11 protein-coding genes are annotated in these 17732 nt (G+C 65.5%); 6 read left to right on the top strand and 5 right to left on the bottom strand.

What is annotated here, in order from left to right:
- The first annotated feature begins 196 nt into the window (after window positions 1-196).
- From H8F01_RS10100 to H8F01_RS10090, 3 genes are all read left to right on the top strand, one after another.
- Window positions 197-1138, top strand: coding sequence for a patatin-like phospholipase family protein (locus H8F01_RS10100; protein WP_187058893.1), 942 nt, complete (start codon window positions 197-199; stop codon window positions 1136-1138).
- 101 nt (window positions 1139-1239) lie between these two features.
- Window positions 1240-1749 (top strand): hypothetical protein, encoded by a 510-nt coding sequence (locus H8F01_RS10095; protein WP_187058892.1) that lies wholly within the window; start codon window positions 1240-1242, stop codon window positions 1747-1749.
- A gap of 65 nt (window positions 1750-1814) precedes the next feature.
- A complete protein-coding gene (locus tag H8F01_RS10090; protein WP_187058891.1) occupies window positions 1815-3842 on the top strand; it encodes an alpha/beta hydrolase family protein in 2028 nt (675 codons plus the stop codon).
- Between the two features lie 37 nt (window positions 3843-3879).
- On the opposite strand, the gene H8F01_RS10085 is transcribed toward H8F01_RS10090, so the two are convergent.
- Both H8F01_RS10085 and H8F01_RS10080 read right to left on the bottom strand, forming a co-directional pair.
- On the bottom strand, window positions 3880-4971 hold the full coding sequence (locus H8F01_RS10085) for a PA0069 family radical SAM protein (protein ID WP_187058890.1): 1092 nt from the start codon (window positions 4969-4971) through the stop codon (window positions 3880-3882).
- A 189-nt stretch (window positions 4972-5160) separates the two neighbouring features.
- Window positions 5161-7371, bottom strand: a complete 2211-nt coding sequence (locus H8F01_RS10080; protein ID WP_187058889.1) for a hypothetical protein — start codon at window positions 7369-7371, stop codon at window positions 5161-5163.
- Window positions 7372-7565: 194 nt separating this feature from the next.
- On the opposite strand from H8F01_RS10080, the gene H8F01_RS10075 reads away from it, so the two are divergent.
- On the top strand, window positions 7566-7826 hold the full coding sequence (locus H8F01_RS10075) for a GlsB/YeaQ/YmgE family stress response membrane protein (RefSeq protein WP_187058888.1): 261 nt from the start codon (window positions 7566-7568) through the stop codon (window positions 7824-7826).
- A 63-nt stretch (window positions 7827-7889) separates the two neighbouring features.
- On the opposite strand, the gene H8F01_RS10070 is transcribed toward H8F01_RS10075, so the two are convergent.
- Together H8F01_RS10070 and H8F01_RS10065 are read right to left on the bottom strand one after the other, a co-directional pair.
- On the bottom strand, window positions 7890-9548 hold the full coding sequence (locus H8F01_RS10070) for an MFS transporter (protein WP_187058887.1): 1659 nt from the start codon (window positions 9546-9548) through the stop codon (window positions 7890-7892).
- A 180-nt stretch (window positions 9549-9728) separates the two neighbouring features.
- Window positions 9729-11237, bottom strand: a complete 1509-nt coding sequence (locus H8F01_RS10065) for a porin family protein (RefSeq protein ID WP_187058886.1) — start codon at window positions 11235-11237, stop codon at window positions 9729-9731.
- Between the two features lie 218 nt (window positions 11238-11455).
- Between H8F01_RS10065 and acs the strand changes: the two genes are divergently transcribed.
- Window positions 11456-13396 (top strand): acetate--CoA ligase, encoded by a 1941-nt coding sequence (gene acs, locus H8F01_RS10060; RefSeq protein WP_187058885.1) that lies wholly within the window; start codon window positions 11456-11458, stop codon window positions 13394-13396.
- A 105-nt stretch (window positions 13397-13501) separates the two neighbouring features.
- Complete coding sequence (locus H8F01_RS10055; protein WP_187058884.1) at window positions 13502-14176, top strand: response regulator transcription factor; 675 nt, start codon at window positions 13502-13504, stop codon at window positions 14174-14176.
- A 91-nt stretch (window positions 14177-14267) separates the two neighbouring features.
- On the opposite strand, the gene H8F01_RS10050 is transcribed toward H8F01_RS10055, so the two are convergent.
- Window positions 14268-17732 carry a hybrid sensor histidine kinase/response regulator gene (locus tag H8F01_RS10050; protein WP_187058883.1) on the bottom strand — a complete coding sequence of 1155 codons (3465 nt, stop codon included), beginning with the start codon at window positions 17730-17732 and terminating at the stop codon, window positions 14268-14270.

The following is a 17732-nucleotide window of genomic DNA, read 5'->3' as shown; positions in this document are numbered from 1 at the left end:
GGCAGTGAAAGGAGAACGATCAGGCCTGCCGCCAAGCCATTGCCTCTGCACACCACACGGGTCAGGCAAGCTGACCCGCGCCCAACGAAAACCCCATTCCGCCATCACGGCGCCCTCAGCCAGTCGTAAACTCGCCCGCCAGCACGCTCCGCCGCCGAAGGATCGGCCGCCCCATCCACCCATCATCGCCACCGACATGACGTCCACCCGCCGCCTCCGTTCGCTTTTCCCTTTGCTCGCCACGCTGGCGCTCTGCGCCTGCTTCGGCGGCACCAGGCCGACGCCACCGCCCGCGCCCATCGCGCCGCCGCCGGTGGTGAAGCTGCGCATCGGGCTGGCGCTGGGTGGCGGTGCGGCGAAGGGGTTTGCGCATATCGGCGTGATCAAGATGCTGGAAGCCAACGGCATCCATCCGGATGTGGTGTCCGGCACCAGCGCAGGCAGCGTGGTGGGTGCGCTGTATGCCAGCGGCATGGATGCGTTCCAGCTGCAGGAAACCGCCAGCGCGCTGGACCAGGCCAGCATCCGCGACGTGCGCCTGTTCTCTGGCGGCGTGGTGCAGGGACAAAAGCTGCAGGATTACGTGAACCAGCAGGTGAAGAACCGCCCGCTCGACAAGCTCAACGTGCCGTTCGCCGCGGTGGCCACCCAGCTGGAAACCGGGCAGCGGACGGTGTTCGTGCGGGGCAACACGGGTCAGGCGGTGCGCGCATCCAGCAGCGTGCCCGGCGTGTTCGAGCCGGTGGAGATCAACGGCAAGCACTACGTTGATGGTGGCGTGGTCAGCCCCGTGCCGGTGGATGCCGCGCGTCAACTCGGCGCGGACGTGGTGATTGCCGTGGATATCTCCAGCAAGGCCAGCGGCACGAATCCACAGGGCATGCTTGGCATCGTCGGGCAGTCCATCAGCATCATGGGACAGAAGCTAGGCGAGCAGGAGCTGGCACGGGCGGACGTGGTGATTCGCCCGAAGGTGAACCAGATCGGCTCGACGGATTTCGAACAACGCGACCAGGCCATCCTCGAAGGCGAACGGGCTGCGCTGGCGGCCGTGCCGTCCATCAAGGCGAAGATCGCCGCGGTGCAGCAGGCCCGCCTGCAGGCGGCCAGCGCGTCGTCCACACCTTCCGCGCACTAAGGCGAAGCAGTTCCCCGCCTTTCTGTCCAGACGGCCATCCGTTGGATGGGGCCGGTGGTCTCTGCGGGTTAGCTTTGTCGCAGGAACTTCCGGGGAAGGCCATGAGCTCGTGCCAGCAATGCGGCAAGTCGATCCTGTTTGGCGGCCACCGGCTGGGAACGCGCCGCTACTGCAGCGACACCTGCGCACGTGCGCATCCGCTGCACGAAATGGCCGAGCGGGTGCCCGGGGACATCCTGCAACGACAGATGGACGAGTGGCGCCACGCGACCTGCCCGACCTGCCGGCGGAGCGACCAGCCGATCGATGTGCATGAACATCATCGCGTGCATTCGATGGTGTTGATCACGCATTGGAACACGCGGCGCAACGTGTGTTGCCGTCGCTGTGGCCGCCGCGATCAATGGCTGAGCACGCTGTACTGCGCGACGCTGGGCTGGTGGGGTTTTCCGTGGGGGCTGCTGGTCACGCCCATCCAGATCGGCCGCAACCTGGCCGCTCTGTGCCGGCGCGAATCCGACCGTCCGTCGGCACAGTTCGAACAGCTCGTGCGACGCCAGATCGCCCGTCATTGCCTGGAAGCAGAGGGCCCGGCGCCCCTGTCGCGCTGAGGCGTGTTGGCGCAGAACGGCAGGCCTGATAGCTTGGCGTTTCGTCTTCGCTTCCAGGCTTTGCCATGCAACACCACGCCCGTCTGCTGCTGCCGCTGTTGGTTGCCGCTTGTGCTCCCGCTCTCCACGCCGCGCCCAGCGTGGATCCGCGCATCGAGAAACTGCTGGGCGAGCTCGGCAAGGTCCGCGCCATCAGCGCCGTGCAGTGGTCGCCCGATGGCAGCCAGCTAGCATGGGTCGTACGTACGGACGGCAAGGAGGCCATCGAGGTGGCCAAGGCCGATGGCAGCGACGCGCACCGCATCGGCGTGGCCAAGGCCACCGACTGCAGCGAGACCGATCCCGCATGGTCGCCCGATTCGCGGCATCTCGCGTTCCTGTCCAACTGTGCGAGCGGTAGCCGCCAGAAAGACCTGTTGATTGCCGACACGCAGGCCAAGGAATCGCCCAGGCACATGGCATCGCTGCCCGGCGTGGCGCAGGGCCTCAGCTGGTCTCCGGATGGCAAGGCGCTCGGTTTCCTCTACGTGCCCAACGGCACCCGACGCGCAAGCGCGGTGTACGCGGCCAAGCCGTCGGTGGGAGAGATCGGCGTGGACGGCCTGGAAGTGCAGCGCGTCGCCAGCGTCGACGCCGTCGGCGGCGCCGTGCATCTGCTCACGCCGGAAGACATCTACGCGTACGAGTTCGCCTGGTCGCCGGACAGCCAACGCATCACCTACACGGCGGCACGCCCGCCCGGCGACAACAACTGGTGGGTGGCGAAGCTCTACGTGCAGAACGCCGCGTCCGGACAGAAGGCTATCGAGATTCTCGATCCCTCGACGGTGAAGGGCCCGCTGCACGGCCTGCAGATGGCCCTGCCCCGCTGGTCGCCCGATGGCAAGCGCATCGCCTTCATTGGCGGCCTGATGAGCGACCAGGGTGCCACCGGTGGTGACCTCTACGCCGTGCCGGCCACCGGCGGCGAACCGACCAACCTCACGCCAGGTACGCGGGTAACGCCAGCGTGGTTCGCATGGACCGGCGCGCAGCAGATGCTGGTGGCGCAGGTCACCAATGGCCAGAGCCAGGTCGCCCAGTACGACGTGGACGCCGGCAAGGCCACGCAGGCACGCGCCCTGTTCACCCTGCCCGCCAACATCGGTGACGGCAGTGCCGAGATGGGCCTGTCACTGTCGGCCGATCACAGCCGTGTCGCGTTCGTGCAGAGCTCCTACGCCGAGGCACCGGAAGTGCATGCGGGCGCGCTGGGTGAAACCGCGCCGGCAGCTGTCACCCGCATCAACGCCGCGCTCAAGCCCGGCTGGGGCAAGGCCGAATCGGTCGAGTGGGACAACGAAGGCCACCATGTGCAGGGCTGGCTGTTGTATCCGGCCAACTACGATGCGTCGAAGTCGTACCCGATGATCGTCACCGTGCACGGCGGTCCGTCGAGCGCGGTGATTCCGCGCTGGCCAGGCGTGGGCTTCGGCGGCGTGCCGTTCTCGTCGCTGGGCTACTTCGTGTTCATGCCCAACCCGCGCGGCAGCTTCGGCCAGGGCGAGGGTTATGTGCAGGCCAATCGCAAGGACTTTGGCCACGGCGACCTGCGCGACATCCTCGCCGGCATCGACACCATCGAGAAGAAACTGCCGGTGGATGACAAGCGCCTTGGCCTTACCGGCTGGAGCTACGGCGGCTTCATGAGCATGTTCATTCCCACCCAGACGCAGCGTTTCCGCGCGGTGGTGGCCGGCGCCGGCATCGCCAACTGGCAGAGCTATTACGGCCAGAACCTGATCGACCAGTGGATGATCCCTTTCTTCGGCGCGTCGGTGTACGACGACCCGCAGGTCTACGCGAAGAGCTCGGCGATCAACTTCATCAAGCAGACGAAGTCGCCGACGCTGATCGTGGTGGGTGATCGCGATGCGGAATGCCCGGCACCGCAGTCGTTCGAGTACTGGCATGCCCTACGCGCGCTCGGCGTGCCGACGTCGCTGGTGGTGTACCCGAACGAAGGCCACCACTTCGTCGATACCGATCACCAGCGCGACGTGCTGCAGCGCGCGCTGATGTGGTTCGAGAAGTACCTGCCGCCGTCGAAGTAATCTCCTGAAGCCGCCGGTGGCTCCCACCGGCGGCTTGTCAGAACAGCTGTCCCTGCGGCGAGGGTTTACGCGGCGGCACGAACTTGGTGGTATCCAGCCACAACTCACGGGCTCGACCGAAACCGTGCTTGCGGCAGGCCACGTCGAAGCGACGACGGATCAGCTCAGCGAACACGCCCTGCCCGCGCATGCGGGTGGAGAAGTCGCTGTCGTAGTCGCGACCGCCATGCATCTGCTGGATCAGGCTCATCACGTGGGCCGCGCGTTGCGGCACATGCAGCGCCAGCCATTCGCGGAACAATGCCTTCAGTTCATACGGCAGTCGCAGCGTGGTGTAGCCGGCGCAGGTCGCACCTGCATCTGCGGCCTGTTCCAGCACGGCTTCCAGGTCACTGTCGTTGAGCGCCGGAATGATGGGCGCCACCAGCACGCCCACCGGCACGCCGGCCTCGCGCAGCGTGCGGATGGCCTGGATGCGACGATGCGGGGCGCTGGCGCGCGGCTCGAGTTTCGCGGCGAGATGGTTGTCCAGCGAATTGATGGAGACGAACACCTGCACGAGGTTGTCCTTCGCCATCGGTGCGAGGATGTCCAGGTCGCGCTCCACCATGGCGTTCTTGGTGACGATGGTGCACGGGTGCCGGCATTCGGCCAGCACTTCCAGCGCAGCGCGGGTGAGTTTCCAGCGGCGCTCGACGGGCTGGTAGGGATCCGTGTTGCTGCCGATGTTGATCGGGCTGACCGTATAGGATGGCCGCGCCAGTTCATGCCGCAGCACTTCGGCCAGGTTGCTCTTCGCGCGCAGCTTGGTTTCGAAGTCGAGACCTGGCGACAGATTGAGGTAGCTGTGCGAAGGGCGAGCAAAGCAGTAGATGCAGCCGTGCTCACAACCGCGATATGGGTTCAACGCCTGGTTGAAATGGATGTCCGGCGAATCGTTGCGGGTGATGACGCTGCGCGCACGTTCCTCGGTAACTTCCGTGCGCGGGCGCGGTGCCTGCTCGTCGAGCATCAGGCTCTGCCAGCCGTCGTCTTCCGCGTGGTGGCGGATGGACTCGAAGCGCCCTTCCGGATTGGAAGCGGCGCCGCGGCCCTTGAGGGCCTGCAAAGGAAGGAAGGAGTCGACCATGGGTCGAGTGTGCGCCGGGGATGTCTCAGGCGACGAGACACGTGCAACCGTTCCCCCTTTTGTAGGAGCGCGCTTGCGCGCGAGCGCCAGGCACCGTCGCTTCGCCGATGGACCAACAAGCGCCAAGCCGTCAACGACTTATCGGTTTCGACGCCGCGGTCGCGCACAAGTGCGCTCCTACAAGGTGACCTATCTCGTGGGCGCCAGCTGGGCCCGCAAGGTCGCGCCGAAGGCATCCATCGGATAGCGGTTCAACTGGCGGTCCAGTTCGGTGAACACGGGCGTGGAAATGGTCCAGCCCATGGGTATGGGATAGTCGCCGGGGCACAGGCGGAAATGCCACAGGATGTCGCCATTCGCCGGGCTGGCCGTGTTGGGCCTCAGCGCGTCGAGCAGTTGCACGCGCGCGTATTCGCCACGTGCGCTGCGTGTGTCGAGCAAGGCGTTCAACGGGGCGATGGCTTCGCCACTCACGCGGCCGGCTGCCCGGCCGGGCGCAGCAGGACACGCGACGGAATAGAACGGCATGGGGTGGTTGGCATCGTGCTGCTCGACGAAGTCGCCCATCAGCGGGTCGTTGCTGATGTGGATGATGATGAAGTGCAGCGGTATGCCGCGCTGCCGGGCTTTGTCGCGCACCAGGTGCAACAGTTCCAGCAGGGTGGTGGCGCCGGAATTCTCGAAGTAACCGCCGTCGACCAGTTGCAGGCGCGCGGGCACGGGCGGATTGGCCATGTTCGCCTCCAGCGTGCCCGCAGGGCTGAGATAGGTGAACCGCGCGCTGTTGAGCACCACCTCGCTCAGCGGCACGCGCGGATCGAGCCAGCTGGAACCATCGAAGCCGGCGGTCCACGCCTGTCGTTGCGGCGTCGCCACGGGCGCAAAGGGATGCTGGATAAAGCGCTTTCCCTCCGCCACGGTGGTGCTGTTGAGGAACAGGGCCGGCAACGTCGACGCGGCCGTGCCTGGCGCATAGAGCGCGGAGAACGGTTGCGCAAAGGCCGGTATGCCTTCCTCGCGCGCGGCGGATTCCCAGGCGCGCGTCAGGGCGCGTGCGCGGTCGTTCATCCACGCACCCGGCAACCAGCGCTGGGTAAGGTCCACAAAGAATGCGTTGGCGAGCGTCGGCGCGAGGAAATCGTGGCTGAGCATGCGGCGCGCACGCGGCTCGAGCGTGGACACATCCACCGGCTGCGGTTGCGCCAGCGAGGCGGTGTATACCGCCAACCCCAGGCTTCCACCCGATACGCCACTGGCCGCCAGCAGGTAATGCGCAAACAGCGGCTCACTGTGGGCGGGTTGTCCTTGCTGGGTGTCGGCGGTGAGGCGGCTCAGCACTTCGGTGGTCCAGGCGGCGGCACGGATACCGCCGCCTTCCGCCGATACCAGGATCACCGGGCAAGGCTGCCGCCCGACGCAACGCGTGGTGAGCCAGTTATCCACATAGGCATCAAAGCCGGGCCGCGTGTCGGCCGGTTGCACGGCCGGATGCTCGTGCGTGCTCATGGCCGGGTACTGCCGCACATGATGGTTGTCGTTGAGGTGCAACCAGTGCAGTGATGCACTGACCAGCAGCAGCACGCTGAGCAATGGCACGCCGCGCCGGTCCCCGATCATGCACAACAGGCCGCCCGTATAGCAGAGGAAGGCTTCGGCAATGAGCAGGATCGCCAGCGGTCCGATGCCATCGAGCAGCTCCGGCACCATGGCGATCACGATGGTGGCGACAACATTGAGGATGACGGCGACCACGTAGCTCGCCACCGTCCACCGCCCAAGGTCGCTGACGCGCCACACGCGCTTTTCGTCGCGCGGACGGTCGTGGTGCGGGCGCGTGGTTGCCCCGCGATGCCGGAGCATGCGCGTCACGCGTCGCCGCACGACGAAAAAGGCGATCATGGCGGCCGACTCCACCAGCAGTCCCATGGCGCGCCAGCCACGCTGCATGCATTGCTCGGTAAGGTCACACGGGCCGTGCGGCAGGCGCGCCAGCGCAATCACGTAGCCGATGCAGACGAGCAGCGGCACCGACGCACCCAGCAAGCGGGGCAACCAGTCGCGCAGGAAGGCGGCGCGTTCGTCCTGCAATGCCGGCCAGCGCGGATAACGCAGGCGATAGGCATTGCGCGCGGCGTACCACATGGCGAAACCAGCCAGCGCACTGCTGGCCAGCAGGCCGAGATAACGGCTCCGGCTGGGATCCGTCCACAGGGCGATCAGGAACAGCTCCGCGGCCTGGTCCACGGTCACCGTGACAATGGCGACCACCGCCAGCACCAGCAGCGACACACGCACGGGCTTGAGGTGATCGAGCACCAGCGCGGTCCAGCCCAGCACGTGGCGCCAGTGATGGCGAATGCTGGGGCGTCGCTTTCCCTTGGCACGTCGGAGGTCGGGCATGCGGCGCCCTCCCGGTGCCGTGCTTCGCCATGGTCGCGACCATAGTAGAGCGATGGAACCCTGTCACCCGTGACGGCGTGGGCATGCACGTTCCTGCGACATCACCAACCCGCCGCTGAAGGTGAGCCCACGCGTTTCCCTCCCGCTCATTCAGCCCATGGATACTTCATGCACCGCCCACAGAGGAGCATGCGATGACCGTTGAAGGTCTGCTGATTTTCCTTTTGATCGGCGCCATCGCCGGCTGGCTCGCCGGCCTGATCGTGCGCGGCTTTGGCTTCGGGCTGATCGGCAACATCGTGATCGGTATCGTCGGCGCATTTTTCGCCGGCTGGCTGCTGCCCAGGCTGGGCGTGCATTTCGTGGCCTTCGGTCCGTTCGTCAACAGCGTGCTGCATGCGTTGATCGGCGCGGTGATCCTGCTGGCGATCGTCGGGGTGATCCGAAGCCTGTGAATGGCAGGCATGAAAAAGGCGCGACGGTGAGCCGTCGCGCCTTCGTCGTTGCGTTGCCTTCGATCAGAAGTTGATGTCCACGTCCTTGGTTTCGCGCAGGAACAACAGGCCGATGAAGAAGGTGCCGATCGCCACGATGATCGGATACCACAGGCCGTAGTAGATATCGCCCTTCCAGGCCACCAGCATGAAGCCGATGGTCGGCACGAATCCGCCGAACCAGCCATTGCCGATGTGATACGGCAGGCTCATGGAGGTGTAGCGGATGCGTGTGGGGAACATTTCCACCAGCCACGCTGCAATGGGGCCATACACCATGGTCACGTAGATCACCAGGATCGCCAGCAGCACGATCAGCATGACGTAGTTGCTTTGCGCGGGATCGGCCTTCTCCGGGTAGCCCGCTGCCTTGAGCGTGGTGCCCAGCTGCGTGCCGAACGCCTTGCCCTGCGCGGCGAACGCCTTGCTGTCCAGCGCTGCACCTTCGAACGACGTGATGGTCTGGTCGCCGATCTTCACCTCCGCGATGGCACCCGGCTCGGCCGACACGTTGGAGTATGGAATGCCCTTCTTCGCCAGTGCGCTCTTGGCCACGTCGCACGAACTGGTGAACTTGGTCTTGCCTACCGGATCGAACTGGAAGCTGCATGCCTTGGGATCGGCTACTACCTTCACCGGCGACGTTGCCGCCGCGGCTTCGATGGCCGGATTACCGAAGTGCGTAAGGCCTTTGAAGATCGGGAAGTAGGTCAGTGCGGCCAACAGGCAGCCGGCCAGCACGATGGTCTTGCGGCCGATGCGGTCGGACAGCCAGCCGAACAACACGAAGAACGGCGTACCGATGGCGAGCGCGGCGGCGATCAGCAGGTTGGCCGTGGTGCCGTCGATTTTCAGGCTCTGCGTAAGGAAGTACAGCGCATAGAACTGGCCCGTGTACCACACCACCGCCTGCCCGGCCGTCGCGCCAAGCAGCGCGAGGATCACCATCTTGAGGTTCTTCCACTGGCCGAAGGCTTCGGTGAGCGGTGCCTTGGAGTGCTTGCCTTCCGCCTTCATCTGCTTGAACACCGGCGACTCGTGCAACTGCATGCGGATGTACACCGACACCGCCAGCAGCAGCGAGGACACCAGGAACGGAATGCGCCAGCCCCATTCGTCGAAGGTGGCATCGCCCAGGCCCATGCGCGTGCCCAGGATGACCAGCAGCGACAGGAACAGGCCGAACGTCGCGGTGATCTGGATGAAGCTGGTGTACAGGCCGCGTTTGCCGTTGGGGGCATGCTCCGCGACATAGGTGGCGGCGCCTCCGTATTCGCCGCCCAGGGCCAGGCCCTGCAGCAGGCGCAGCGCGATCAGGATGACGGGCGCGGCCACGCCGATCTTCGCGTAGCCCGGCAGTACACCGACGAAGAACGTCGACAGGCCCATGATGATGATGGTGATGAGGAAGGTGTACTTGCGCCCGATCATGTCGCCCAGCCGCCCGAACACGATGGCGCCGAACGGACGCACTGCAAAGCCGGCGGCAAAGGCGAGCAGCGCGAAGATGAACTGGCTGGTCTCGTTGAGGCCGGTGAAGAAGTGCTTGCCTATCAGTGCGGCGAGCGAGCCGTACAGATAGAAGTCATACCACTCGAACACGGTGCCCAGGCTGGAAGCCAGGATGACGCGGCGGTGGCCGGTGTCGAGCGATCCCCGCATGTCGACGGCGGTCGTAGCCATGATAAAAGCCCTCGGTTGTGACGCTTGATCGGTTCCATGGATGGTGTGTTCGGGGCGCAAGCCGCTGGAGCGGTGCGCGCCGCCCTGTGCCTTCCTCTCCTCATTCCGGTTTGGGCTGCTCCCTTCGCCCTGCCCGGTCATACCGGCGGCCATGCCCTCCGCATGGCCGCCGCAAGACGCTTAGAACTTGTACATGGCGCTGAAGCTGACCTGGTTGCCGTCGGTGGTGTGGCTCGACTGCGAGTTCTTCAGCTGGTAGCGGATATCGTCGTACAGCCATTCCACGCCCAGCTCGTAGTTGCCCGAGGCGTACTGCACGCTGAGCGCCGACATGTTGTTGCGCAGGAGTGCCGTGCCGGGTGCGGTGGCCGTGCCGGGAGCCGTCCACGCCAGCACGTCGTCGCGGTTGGGACGCGCGGCCGCGTAGAAGCCGTTGACGCTCCACTTGGGCGTGAAGTTGTAGCCCGCCTGCACGAAACCGCCCGCTTCCTTGATGTTGCCGAACTGCGACATGGCGCCAAAGATTTCACCCAGCGCCCTGCCGGCGTAGATCAGCCCCTTGAACGTCCACGGACCGGGCTTCCACTGGCCGCCCAGGTCGTAGCCGAAGCTGTTGAGGGTGTCGCGCGGCGGCTTGGGCTCGATGTCGCCCACGCCGTGCAGGTCGATCTCCGAATAGTGCACGGTGGCATACGCCAGCCAGTTGCCGCTCTGTGCATGGATGCGTGCTTCCACCTGCGGCCTGTAGTTGGCCGAGCCGGCATTGAGGTAGTTGGTGGTGACATTGCCCGCGCCGTTCTGCGGACCGCTCCAGTTGCCTTCGAGCACGGCCAGGTCGAAGCGCCACTGCACCCCTTGCGTACCGTGGTTGAGATCCTGCATGACGATCACGCCCGGATAGCGCCACCCCACGATGCCGGAGCCGTAACCCAGCGGGAAAGCGACATGCGACAGCGAGGTGGGGACGTTTTCCAGCGGGAACATCAGGTCCCACATCTGGCCGATGCGAACCGTGGTGCCCCAGTTCGGATTGACGATGTCCATGTAGGCCTGACGCAGGCGCGGGACCGGTTGTTGCCCCGCATACGCGCCGGTGCCGTTGTTGCCGCCGAAGAAGTCCATCTCGAGGCGGCCGCTGCCGTTCCAGTTGTCATTCAGGCGGGCGCCGGTGAAGTCCAGCCAGAAGCGCGTGTTGCGGATGTCCGCGCCGCTGAGCGTGCCGTCGTAGCCGTTCTTGATGTTGGCTGCGGTGGGCGGTGCCGGGATCTCCGCGTTCTGGCCGTTGCCGTAATTGATGAAGGTCTTGTCCTGACCGAACACGGTGGCGTCGACAAAACCATGCAGGGCCACCGAGAGGCCCGGCGCCGTGGTGAACTGCGGCTTGGGTGCTGCCTCCACCTTGGTCTGCGTCGCCTGTGCCGTGGTCTGCGCCTGGGTAGCGGCGACCTGGGCCTGTTGCGCGGTCTGCGTGGCCTGCGTGGTGGCGGTCTTCTGTTCCTGGATCATGGCCTTCAGTTCGGCCAGTTCCTGTTCCAGCTGGTTCACCCGGTTCTCGAGCTGTTGTTCGCGGGTGGTGCTCTTGGTGCTTTTGGTCGTGTTCTGCGCATAGGCCCCCAACGGCAGGCTCAGCGCGCAAGCGATGCTGAGTGCCAACAGGGCATGGCGACGTGCGGTTGTAGGCAGTGTCATGGCAGGCCTCCCCAGGTCGATGACCCCCCGAGAATGTCCATGCTGCATTGCGGACGCCTATTAACCTTTGGTCTAACCTCGACCAAAGTCGAAAGCGGTGACATGGCAAGGAAACATACCGATCACCGGCCAACCGCTACACTCGGCCGCTACCGCCGTGGCAAGCGGCGACATTCAACCATGAGGAGGCCGGCAGCGCCGGCCGCAGGAGCCCCGCGATGTCCAAGCTCTACCCCGTCAGGCCCGATTTCGCCGCCAAGGCGCGTATCCGCAAGGACGACTACGAGCGGCTCTACGCCGAGTCGGTCAAGGATCCGGAGGGCTTCTGGGGCAAGGTTGGCCAGCGCCTGCTGTGGAGCAAGGCTCCCACCAAGATCAAGAATGTCTCCTACGACCCGCACAACCTGCACATCCGCTGGTACGAAGACGGCGAGCTGAACGTCTCGGCCAACTGCCTGGACCGCCACCTGGCGGAGCGCGGTGACAAGACGGCCATCATCTTCGAGGGCGACGACCCGAACGAGTCCCGCCACATCACCTACAGGGAACTGCACGCCGAGGTGTGCAAGTTCGCCAACACGCTCAAGCACCTTGGCGTCACCAAGGGCGACCGTGTAGCCATCTATATGCCGATGATCCCTGAAGCGGCCGTGGCCATGCTGGCCTGCGCGCGCATCGGTGCTGTCCACTCGGTGGTGTTTGGCGGTTTCTCGCCTGACTCGCTGGCCGGCCGCATCGCCGACTCCACCTGCAAGGTGGTGGTCACCGCTGACGAGGGCGTGCGCGGCGGCAAGAAAATCCCGCTGAAGGTCAACGTGGACGCCGCCCTGGAGCGCCCGGGCACCAATAGCGTGGAAACCGTGATCGTGGTGCGCCGTACCGGCAGCGCCGTACCGATGCAGTCGCCGCGCGACCGCTACTTCCACACGCTGATGGAAGGCCAGTCCGCCGATTGCCCGCCGACGCCGGTAGATGCGGAACATCCGCTGTTCATCCTTTATACCTCCGGTTCCACCGGCAAGCCCAAGGGCGTGCTGCATACCTCCGGCGGTTACCTGGTGTACGCCAGCTACACGCATGAGCTGGTGTTCGACCTGCGCGAGGACGACGTGTACTGGTGCACCGCCGACGTGGGCTGGGTCACCGGCCACAGCTACGTGGTGTACGGCCCGCTGGCCAACGGCGCGACCACGGTGATGTTCGACGGCGTGCCGAACTACCCGGATACCAGCCGCTTCTGGAACGTGGTGGACAAGCACAAGGTCACGCTGTTCTACACCGCACCCACCGCCATCCGCGCGCTGATGCGCGAAGGCGAGGCGCCGGTGAAGAAAGCCTCGCGCGCCTCACTGCGCGTGCTCGGCTCGGTGGGCGAACCGATCAATCCGGAAGCCTGGGAGTGGTATTACCGCGTGGTAGGCGACGAGCGCTGCCCGATCGTGGATACCTGGTGGCAGACCGAGACCGGCGGCATCCTGATCACGCCGCTGCCGGGCGCCATCGACGCCAAGCCCGGTTCCGCCACCCGGCCGTTCTTTGGCATCGTGCCGGCCGTGGTCGATGCCAGCGGCACCGTGCTGCAGGGCGCGACCGAGGGCAACCTGGTGATCACCGATTCGTGGCCGGGCCAGATGCGCACCGTGTATGGCGACCACCAGCGCTTCATCGACACCTACTTCAGCGCCTATCCGGGCAATTACTTCACCGGTGACGGCGTGCGCCGCGACGAAGACGGTTACTACTGGATCACCGGCCGCGTCGACGACGTGATCAACGTGAGCGGCCACCGCATCGGCACCGCCGAAGTGGAAAGCGCCCTGGTGTCGCATCCCAAGGTGGCCGAAGCCGCCGTGGTCGGCGCACCGCACGACATCAAGGGCCAGGGCATCTATGCCTTCGTCACCCTGATCGCCGGCGAGCAGGGCAGCGAAGAACTGCGCAAGGAACTGGTCGCCTGGGTACGCAAGGAAATCGGACCCATCGCCACGCCGGACTTCCTGCAGTGGGCACCGGGCCTGCCGAAGACGCGCTCGGGCAAGATCATGCGCCGCATCCTGCGCAAGATCGGCGAGAACCAGCCTGACCAGCTGGGCGACATTTCCACGCTGGCCGATCCGGGCGTGGTGAAGAACCTGGTGGACGAACGACTCATCAAGTAACCGACAGCATGTAGGAGCGCACCCTGTGCGCGACCATGGACATCGCAATGCGTCGATGGTCGCGCACAGGGTGCGCTCCTACAGAAAAGGCCAAGCTGAAAGACCATGCCTGACGTATTGATTGCCGACGATCACCCGCTGTTCCGCGACGCCCTGCAACGCGCTGTCGTCGCGGCCATCCCCGATGCCAGCGTGCACGCCGCGGACAGCGTGTACACCCTGCTCAGCCTGATCGAGCAGTACCCCGACGCCGAACTGTTGCTGCTCGACCTGCACATGCCGGGCGCCCGCGGCTATTCCGCGCTGGCGCACATCCGCGGGCAGTTTCCCGGGCTTCCCACCATCGTGGTGTCGGGACACGAGGACGTGCAGGTGGCTCGACGCGCGTTGGCGCATGGTGCATCGGCATACATTCCCAAATCCACGCCGGGCGAAGACATCATCACCGCGATCCGCAAGGTGCTCGATGGCGATGTGTGGCTGCCGCACCAGCTGGTCGGCGGCGGCATGGAGCTGAAGCCCGACGAGGCGGCGGTTGCCGATCGCGTAGCTACGCTGACGCCGCAACAGTTCCGCGTGCTCACCATGATCGCCGAGGGCCTGCTCAACAAGCAGATCGCCTATGACCTGGGCGTATCCGAGGCGACGGTCAAAGCGCACATGACGGCGATCATGCGCAAGCTTGGCGTGAACAATCGCACCCAGGTCGCGCTCGCGGCGAGCCATCTCGCCATCGATCAGGAATCGATGCCGTCGTTACCGGATGACGAAGAAGGTTGAGGTGCGAGGAGTGAGTGGAGAGTAGTGAGAAGTGAGAGATGCAGGCTGTGGCTCTCTCTCACCTCTCACTACTCTCCACGCACTTCTCGTCCTACGCCGTAGTCTGTCGTCTAACGAGTGCACTCAACAGAGCGCGTAGTGCCGCCGGTCGCACCGGTTTGTGCAGGATCGGATAGCCAAGCGCGCGTGCGCGTTGCTTCAGCTCGCTGCTGCCGTCGGCCGTGATCATGGCCACTGGCGGCAGATCGCTGACGACGCTTCGCAATTCATCGAGTGCCTGCAGACCATCGAAATCATCGGTGAGGTGGTAGTCGGCCAGAATGAGGTCGATGCCGCCACGACGCAGTTCTTCCTCGGCCTGGGTCACATCGAGCGCCGTGCGGCAGTCCACTCCCCAACGCTGCAGGAGGGCACGCATGCCATCGAGAATGGCGGGGTCGTTGTCCAGGCACAGCACGGTAAGCGGCAGTTGTTCGCTGGAGACGGGATGCACGGGGCGCCGGCGCGATACGGCGCTCTCCGCGCGCGGCACGCGCACCGCGAAGCAGCTGCCTTTGCCTTCACGTGATTTCAGTTCCAGCTTGTGGTCCAGGATGCCGGCGATGCGTTCGCAGATCGACAAGCCCAAGCCCAGTCCTTTCTCACCCCATGGCGAAGGTCGGTCCAGTCGCTGGAACTCGCCGAAGATGCGTGCACGCTGCTCTTCGGCAATGCCAGGCCCGGTGTCCCATACTTCGATGCGCACTTCATTGCCGACGCGTCGTGCGCCCAGCAGGATGGCGCCTTCGCGCGTGTAGCGCAGCGCGTTGGAAATGAAGTTCTGCAGGATGCGACGCAGCAACATCGGATCGCTGCGCACCGCCAGGCGCGTCGGTACCACGCGCAAGCGCAGACCGCGCTGCTGCGAGAGCACCGCGAACTGTGCCTTGAGCGATTCGAAGAGGTCCGAGAGCGCCACGTTGCTCACGTCCGCCCGGTAGCTGCCGGCATCCAGCCGCGACGTATCCAGCAACGCATCGAGCAGGTCCTCCGCTGCGCGGAACGACGCATCGATGCGTTCGGCCAGCAGGCTCGCTTCGCCATCCAGGCCCGGATGCTGGCGCAACGCGGCGGTGAACAGACGCGCCGCATTCAACGGCTGCAACAGGTCGTGACTGGCTGCCGCGAGGAAGCGCGTCTTCGACGCATTGGCCATCTCCGCTTCGCGTCGCGCATGGGCGGCTGAGTTCAGCGCTTCGCTGAGTTCGGCAGTGCGCTGGTCCACGCGCTGTTCAAGATTCTCGTTGGCTTCGATCAGCGCTTGCTCGGCGTGCTTGTACGCGGTGACGTCGGTATACGTGGTGACATAGCCGCCGCCGGGCAGTGCACGGCCGCGCATCTCGATCACCGAACCATCAGGGCGAATACGCTGGAATACGTGCGGCGAACCGGCGTGCATGTGCGCGATGCGCTTGCCGACATGGGCCTCGACTTCGCCGGGGCCGCACTCGCCGTGATCCGCGTTCCAGCGGATGAGATCGGCTACCGGCACACCGACATAGACCATGCCATCGGGATAGTCGAACAGCTCGAGATAGCGGCGGTTCCACGCGACCAGACGCATGTTGGCGTCGACCACGCTGATGCCCTGCGAGACGTTCTCCAACGTGGTGGAGAGCAGCTCGCGGTTGAAGCGAAGTTCCTGCGAGGCTTCATCCAGCAGCGCCATGGCCTCGGCGATATCCAGGCCCGAGCCGGAGAGTGCGCCCATCAGGATACGTCGCGCGCTTGCCGCGCCCACGGCCGAAGCAAGCAGGCGTTCGGTGTACTGGATCAGCGCGCGATCCGCCGCTTCCCCGGGTTGCAGCGCCTTGCCGCGCCTTTCCGCATAGTCGTCGAACGCACGCTGCGTGCTGCGTTCACCGACGATGCGCTCGGCGATGGTACGCAGGTCGGCCACGGCCACGCGACCACGCCAGTCACCGGCGCCACGGTTGTCGACGGCATAGGGGTCGATGAACATCGCCGCGTGCAGGCGCTCTTCCAGGCTCGGGCGGAAACGTAGTGACACGAAGATGAGGCAGGCCACGTTCACCAGCAACGACCAGAACGTGCCGTGCATCACCGGATCCCAACCGCTCAGGTGAAACAGCGCCTGCGGCCGCAACCAGCTGAGTTTCATCGGGCCATCGTCCAGCCAGTCTGCCGAGCGGTTCATGGCCGGCAGCAGCAGGGTATAAGCCCAAACCAGGAAGCCCGTGGCCAGGCCCACCGCCACGCCCTTGCGACTGGCGCCACGCCAATACAGCGCAGCGACGATGCCCGGCGCGAACTGCGCCACGGCGGCAAACGCCAGCAGGCCGGTGGCCGCAAGGTTGGTGGTGTCCGCCACTACGCGGTAGTAGACGTACGCCATGGCGGCCAGCGCGATGATCGCAATGCGACGCACCAGCAGCACCAGTTGGGAAAGATCCGCGCGCTGTTCGAGCTTGAACGCGCGGACCCGCAGCAGCATCGGCATGACGATGTCGTTGCTGATCATGGTGGACAGTGCCACGCACGCCACAATGACCATGCCGGTGGCCGCGGAGAAACCGCCAAGGAAGGCCAGCAGCGCCATGGACCGGTCGCCGTAGGCCATCGGCAGCGTCAGCACCCACGCATCCTTGTTGCCCCCCTGCAGCTGCGGAAGGTGCAGGCCTGCCGCAACGATGGGCAGCACGGCCAGGCTGACGATCACCATATAGGCCGGAAACAGCCAGCGCGCGCGCGACACGTCGTGCGGGTCTTCGCATTCCACCACGCCGATCTGGAACTGGCGCGGCAGGCAGAACATGGCGCAGAAGGCGAGCAGGGTCTGCGCGAGAAAGCCCGGCGACACGCCTTCGGAAAACTGCTGCACCGGAAGCTGGGCGGTGGCGGCCAGCCCGGGACCGCGCCACAACGCGTAGCCGGCCAGCACGATGAACACCACGAGTTTGATCAGCGACTCGACGGCAATGGCCAGCATCATGCCGTGGTGATGCTCGGTGGCGTCGATGGTGCGCGTACCGAACAGGATCGCAAACGTGGCCAGCAGGATCGCGCACCACAGCGCGCTGTCGCTGAACTGCGAGGTGCCGGGAGGCACGGCGCTGCCGAGCACCGCGTAGGACATCGCCACCGCCTTGAACTGCAGGGCGAGGTAGGGCACCACCGCGATGACGGCGATGACCGCCACCAGTGCAGCGAGCCCGTGCGATTTGCCGAAGCGCGCACCGATGAAGTCGGCGATCGAGGTGATGTTGCGCTGGCGCGCCAGCAACACGAGGCGGCGCAACAGGCCGAAGCCAAACACGAACAGCAGGATCGGGCCGAGGTAGATCGGCAGGTAACCCAGGCCTTCGCGCGCGGCCGTACCCACTGCGCCGTAGAACGTCCACGACGAGCAATAGACCGCCAGGGCCAGGCTGTATACCAACGGACGCAGGCGCGGCTGGCGCGGATAGAGCGGGCGACGGTCGCCGAGGTAGGCAACGACGAACAGCAGTCCGACGTACAGCAGGGAAGCCAGCAGCAATAGCCATCCGGCGATCAA

The organism is Dyella telluris (assembly GCF_014297575.1).
Taxonomy (GTDB): Bacteria; Pseudomonadota; Gammaproteobacteria; order Xanthomonadales; family Rhodanobacteraceae; genus Dyella; species Dyella telluris.
This window is presented reverse-complemented; position numbering and strand designations above follow the sequence as displayed.

Coding starts and splice junctions, on each gene's coding strand:
- H8F01_RS10100 (WP_187058893.1), top strand. CDS start 197: ATGACGTCCACCCGCCGCCTCCGTTCGCTTTTCCCTTTGCTCGCCACG.
- H8F01_RS10095 (WP_187058892.1), top strand. CDS start 1,240: ATGAGCTCGTGCCAGCAATGCGGCAAGTCGATCCTGTTTGGCGGCCAC.
- H8F01_RS10090 (WP_187058891.1), top strand. CDS start 1,815: ATGCAACACCACGCCCGTCTGCTGCTGCCGCTGTTGGTTGCCGCTTGT.
- H8F01_RS10085 (WP_187058890.1), bottom strand. CDS start 4,971: ATGGTCGACTCCTTCCTTCCTTTGCAGGCCCTCAAGGGCCGCGGCGCC.
- H8F01_RS10080 (WP_187058889.1), bottom strand. CDS start 7,371: ATGCCCGACCTCCGACGTGCCAAGGGAAAGCGACGCCCCAGCATTCGC.
- H8F01_RS10075 (WP_187058888.1), top strand. CDS start 7,566: ATGACCGTTGAAGGTCTGCTGATTTTCCTTTTGATCGGCGCCATCGCC.
- H8F01_RS10070 (WP_187058887.1), bottom strand. CDS start 9,548: ATGGCTACGACCGCCGTCGACATGCGGGGATCGCTCGACACCGGCCAC.
- H8F01_RS10065 (WP_187058886.1), bottom strand. CDS start 11,237: ATGACACTGCCTACAACCGCACGTCGCCATGCCCTGTTGGCACTCAGC.
- acs (WP_187058885.1), top strand. CDS start 11,456: ATGTCCAAGCTCTACCCCGTCAGGCCCGATTTCGCCGCCAAGGCGCGT.
- H8F01_RS10055 (WP_187058884.1), top strand. CDS start 13,502: ATGCCTGACGTATTGATTGCCGACGATCACCCGCTGTTCCGCGACGCC.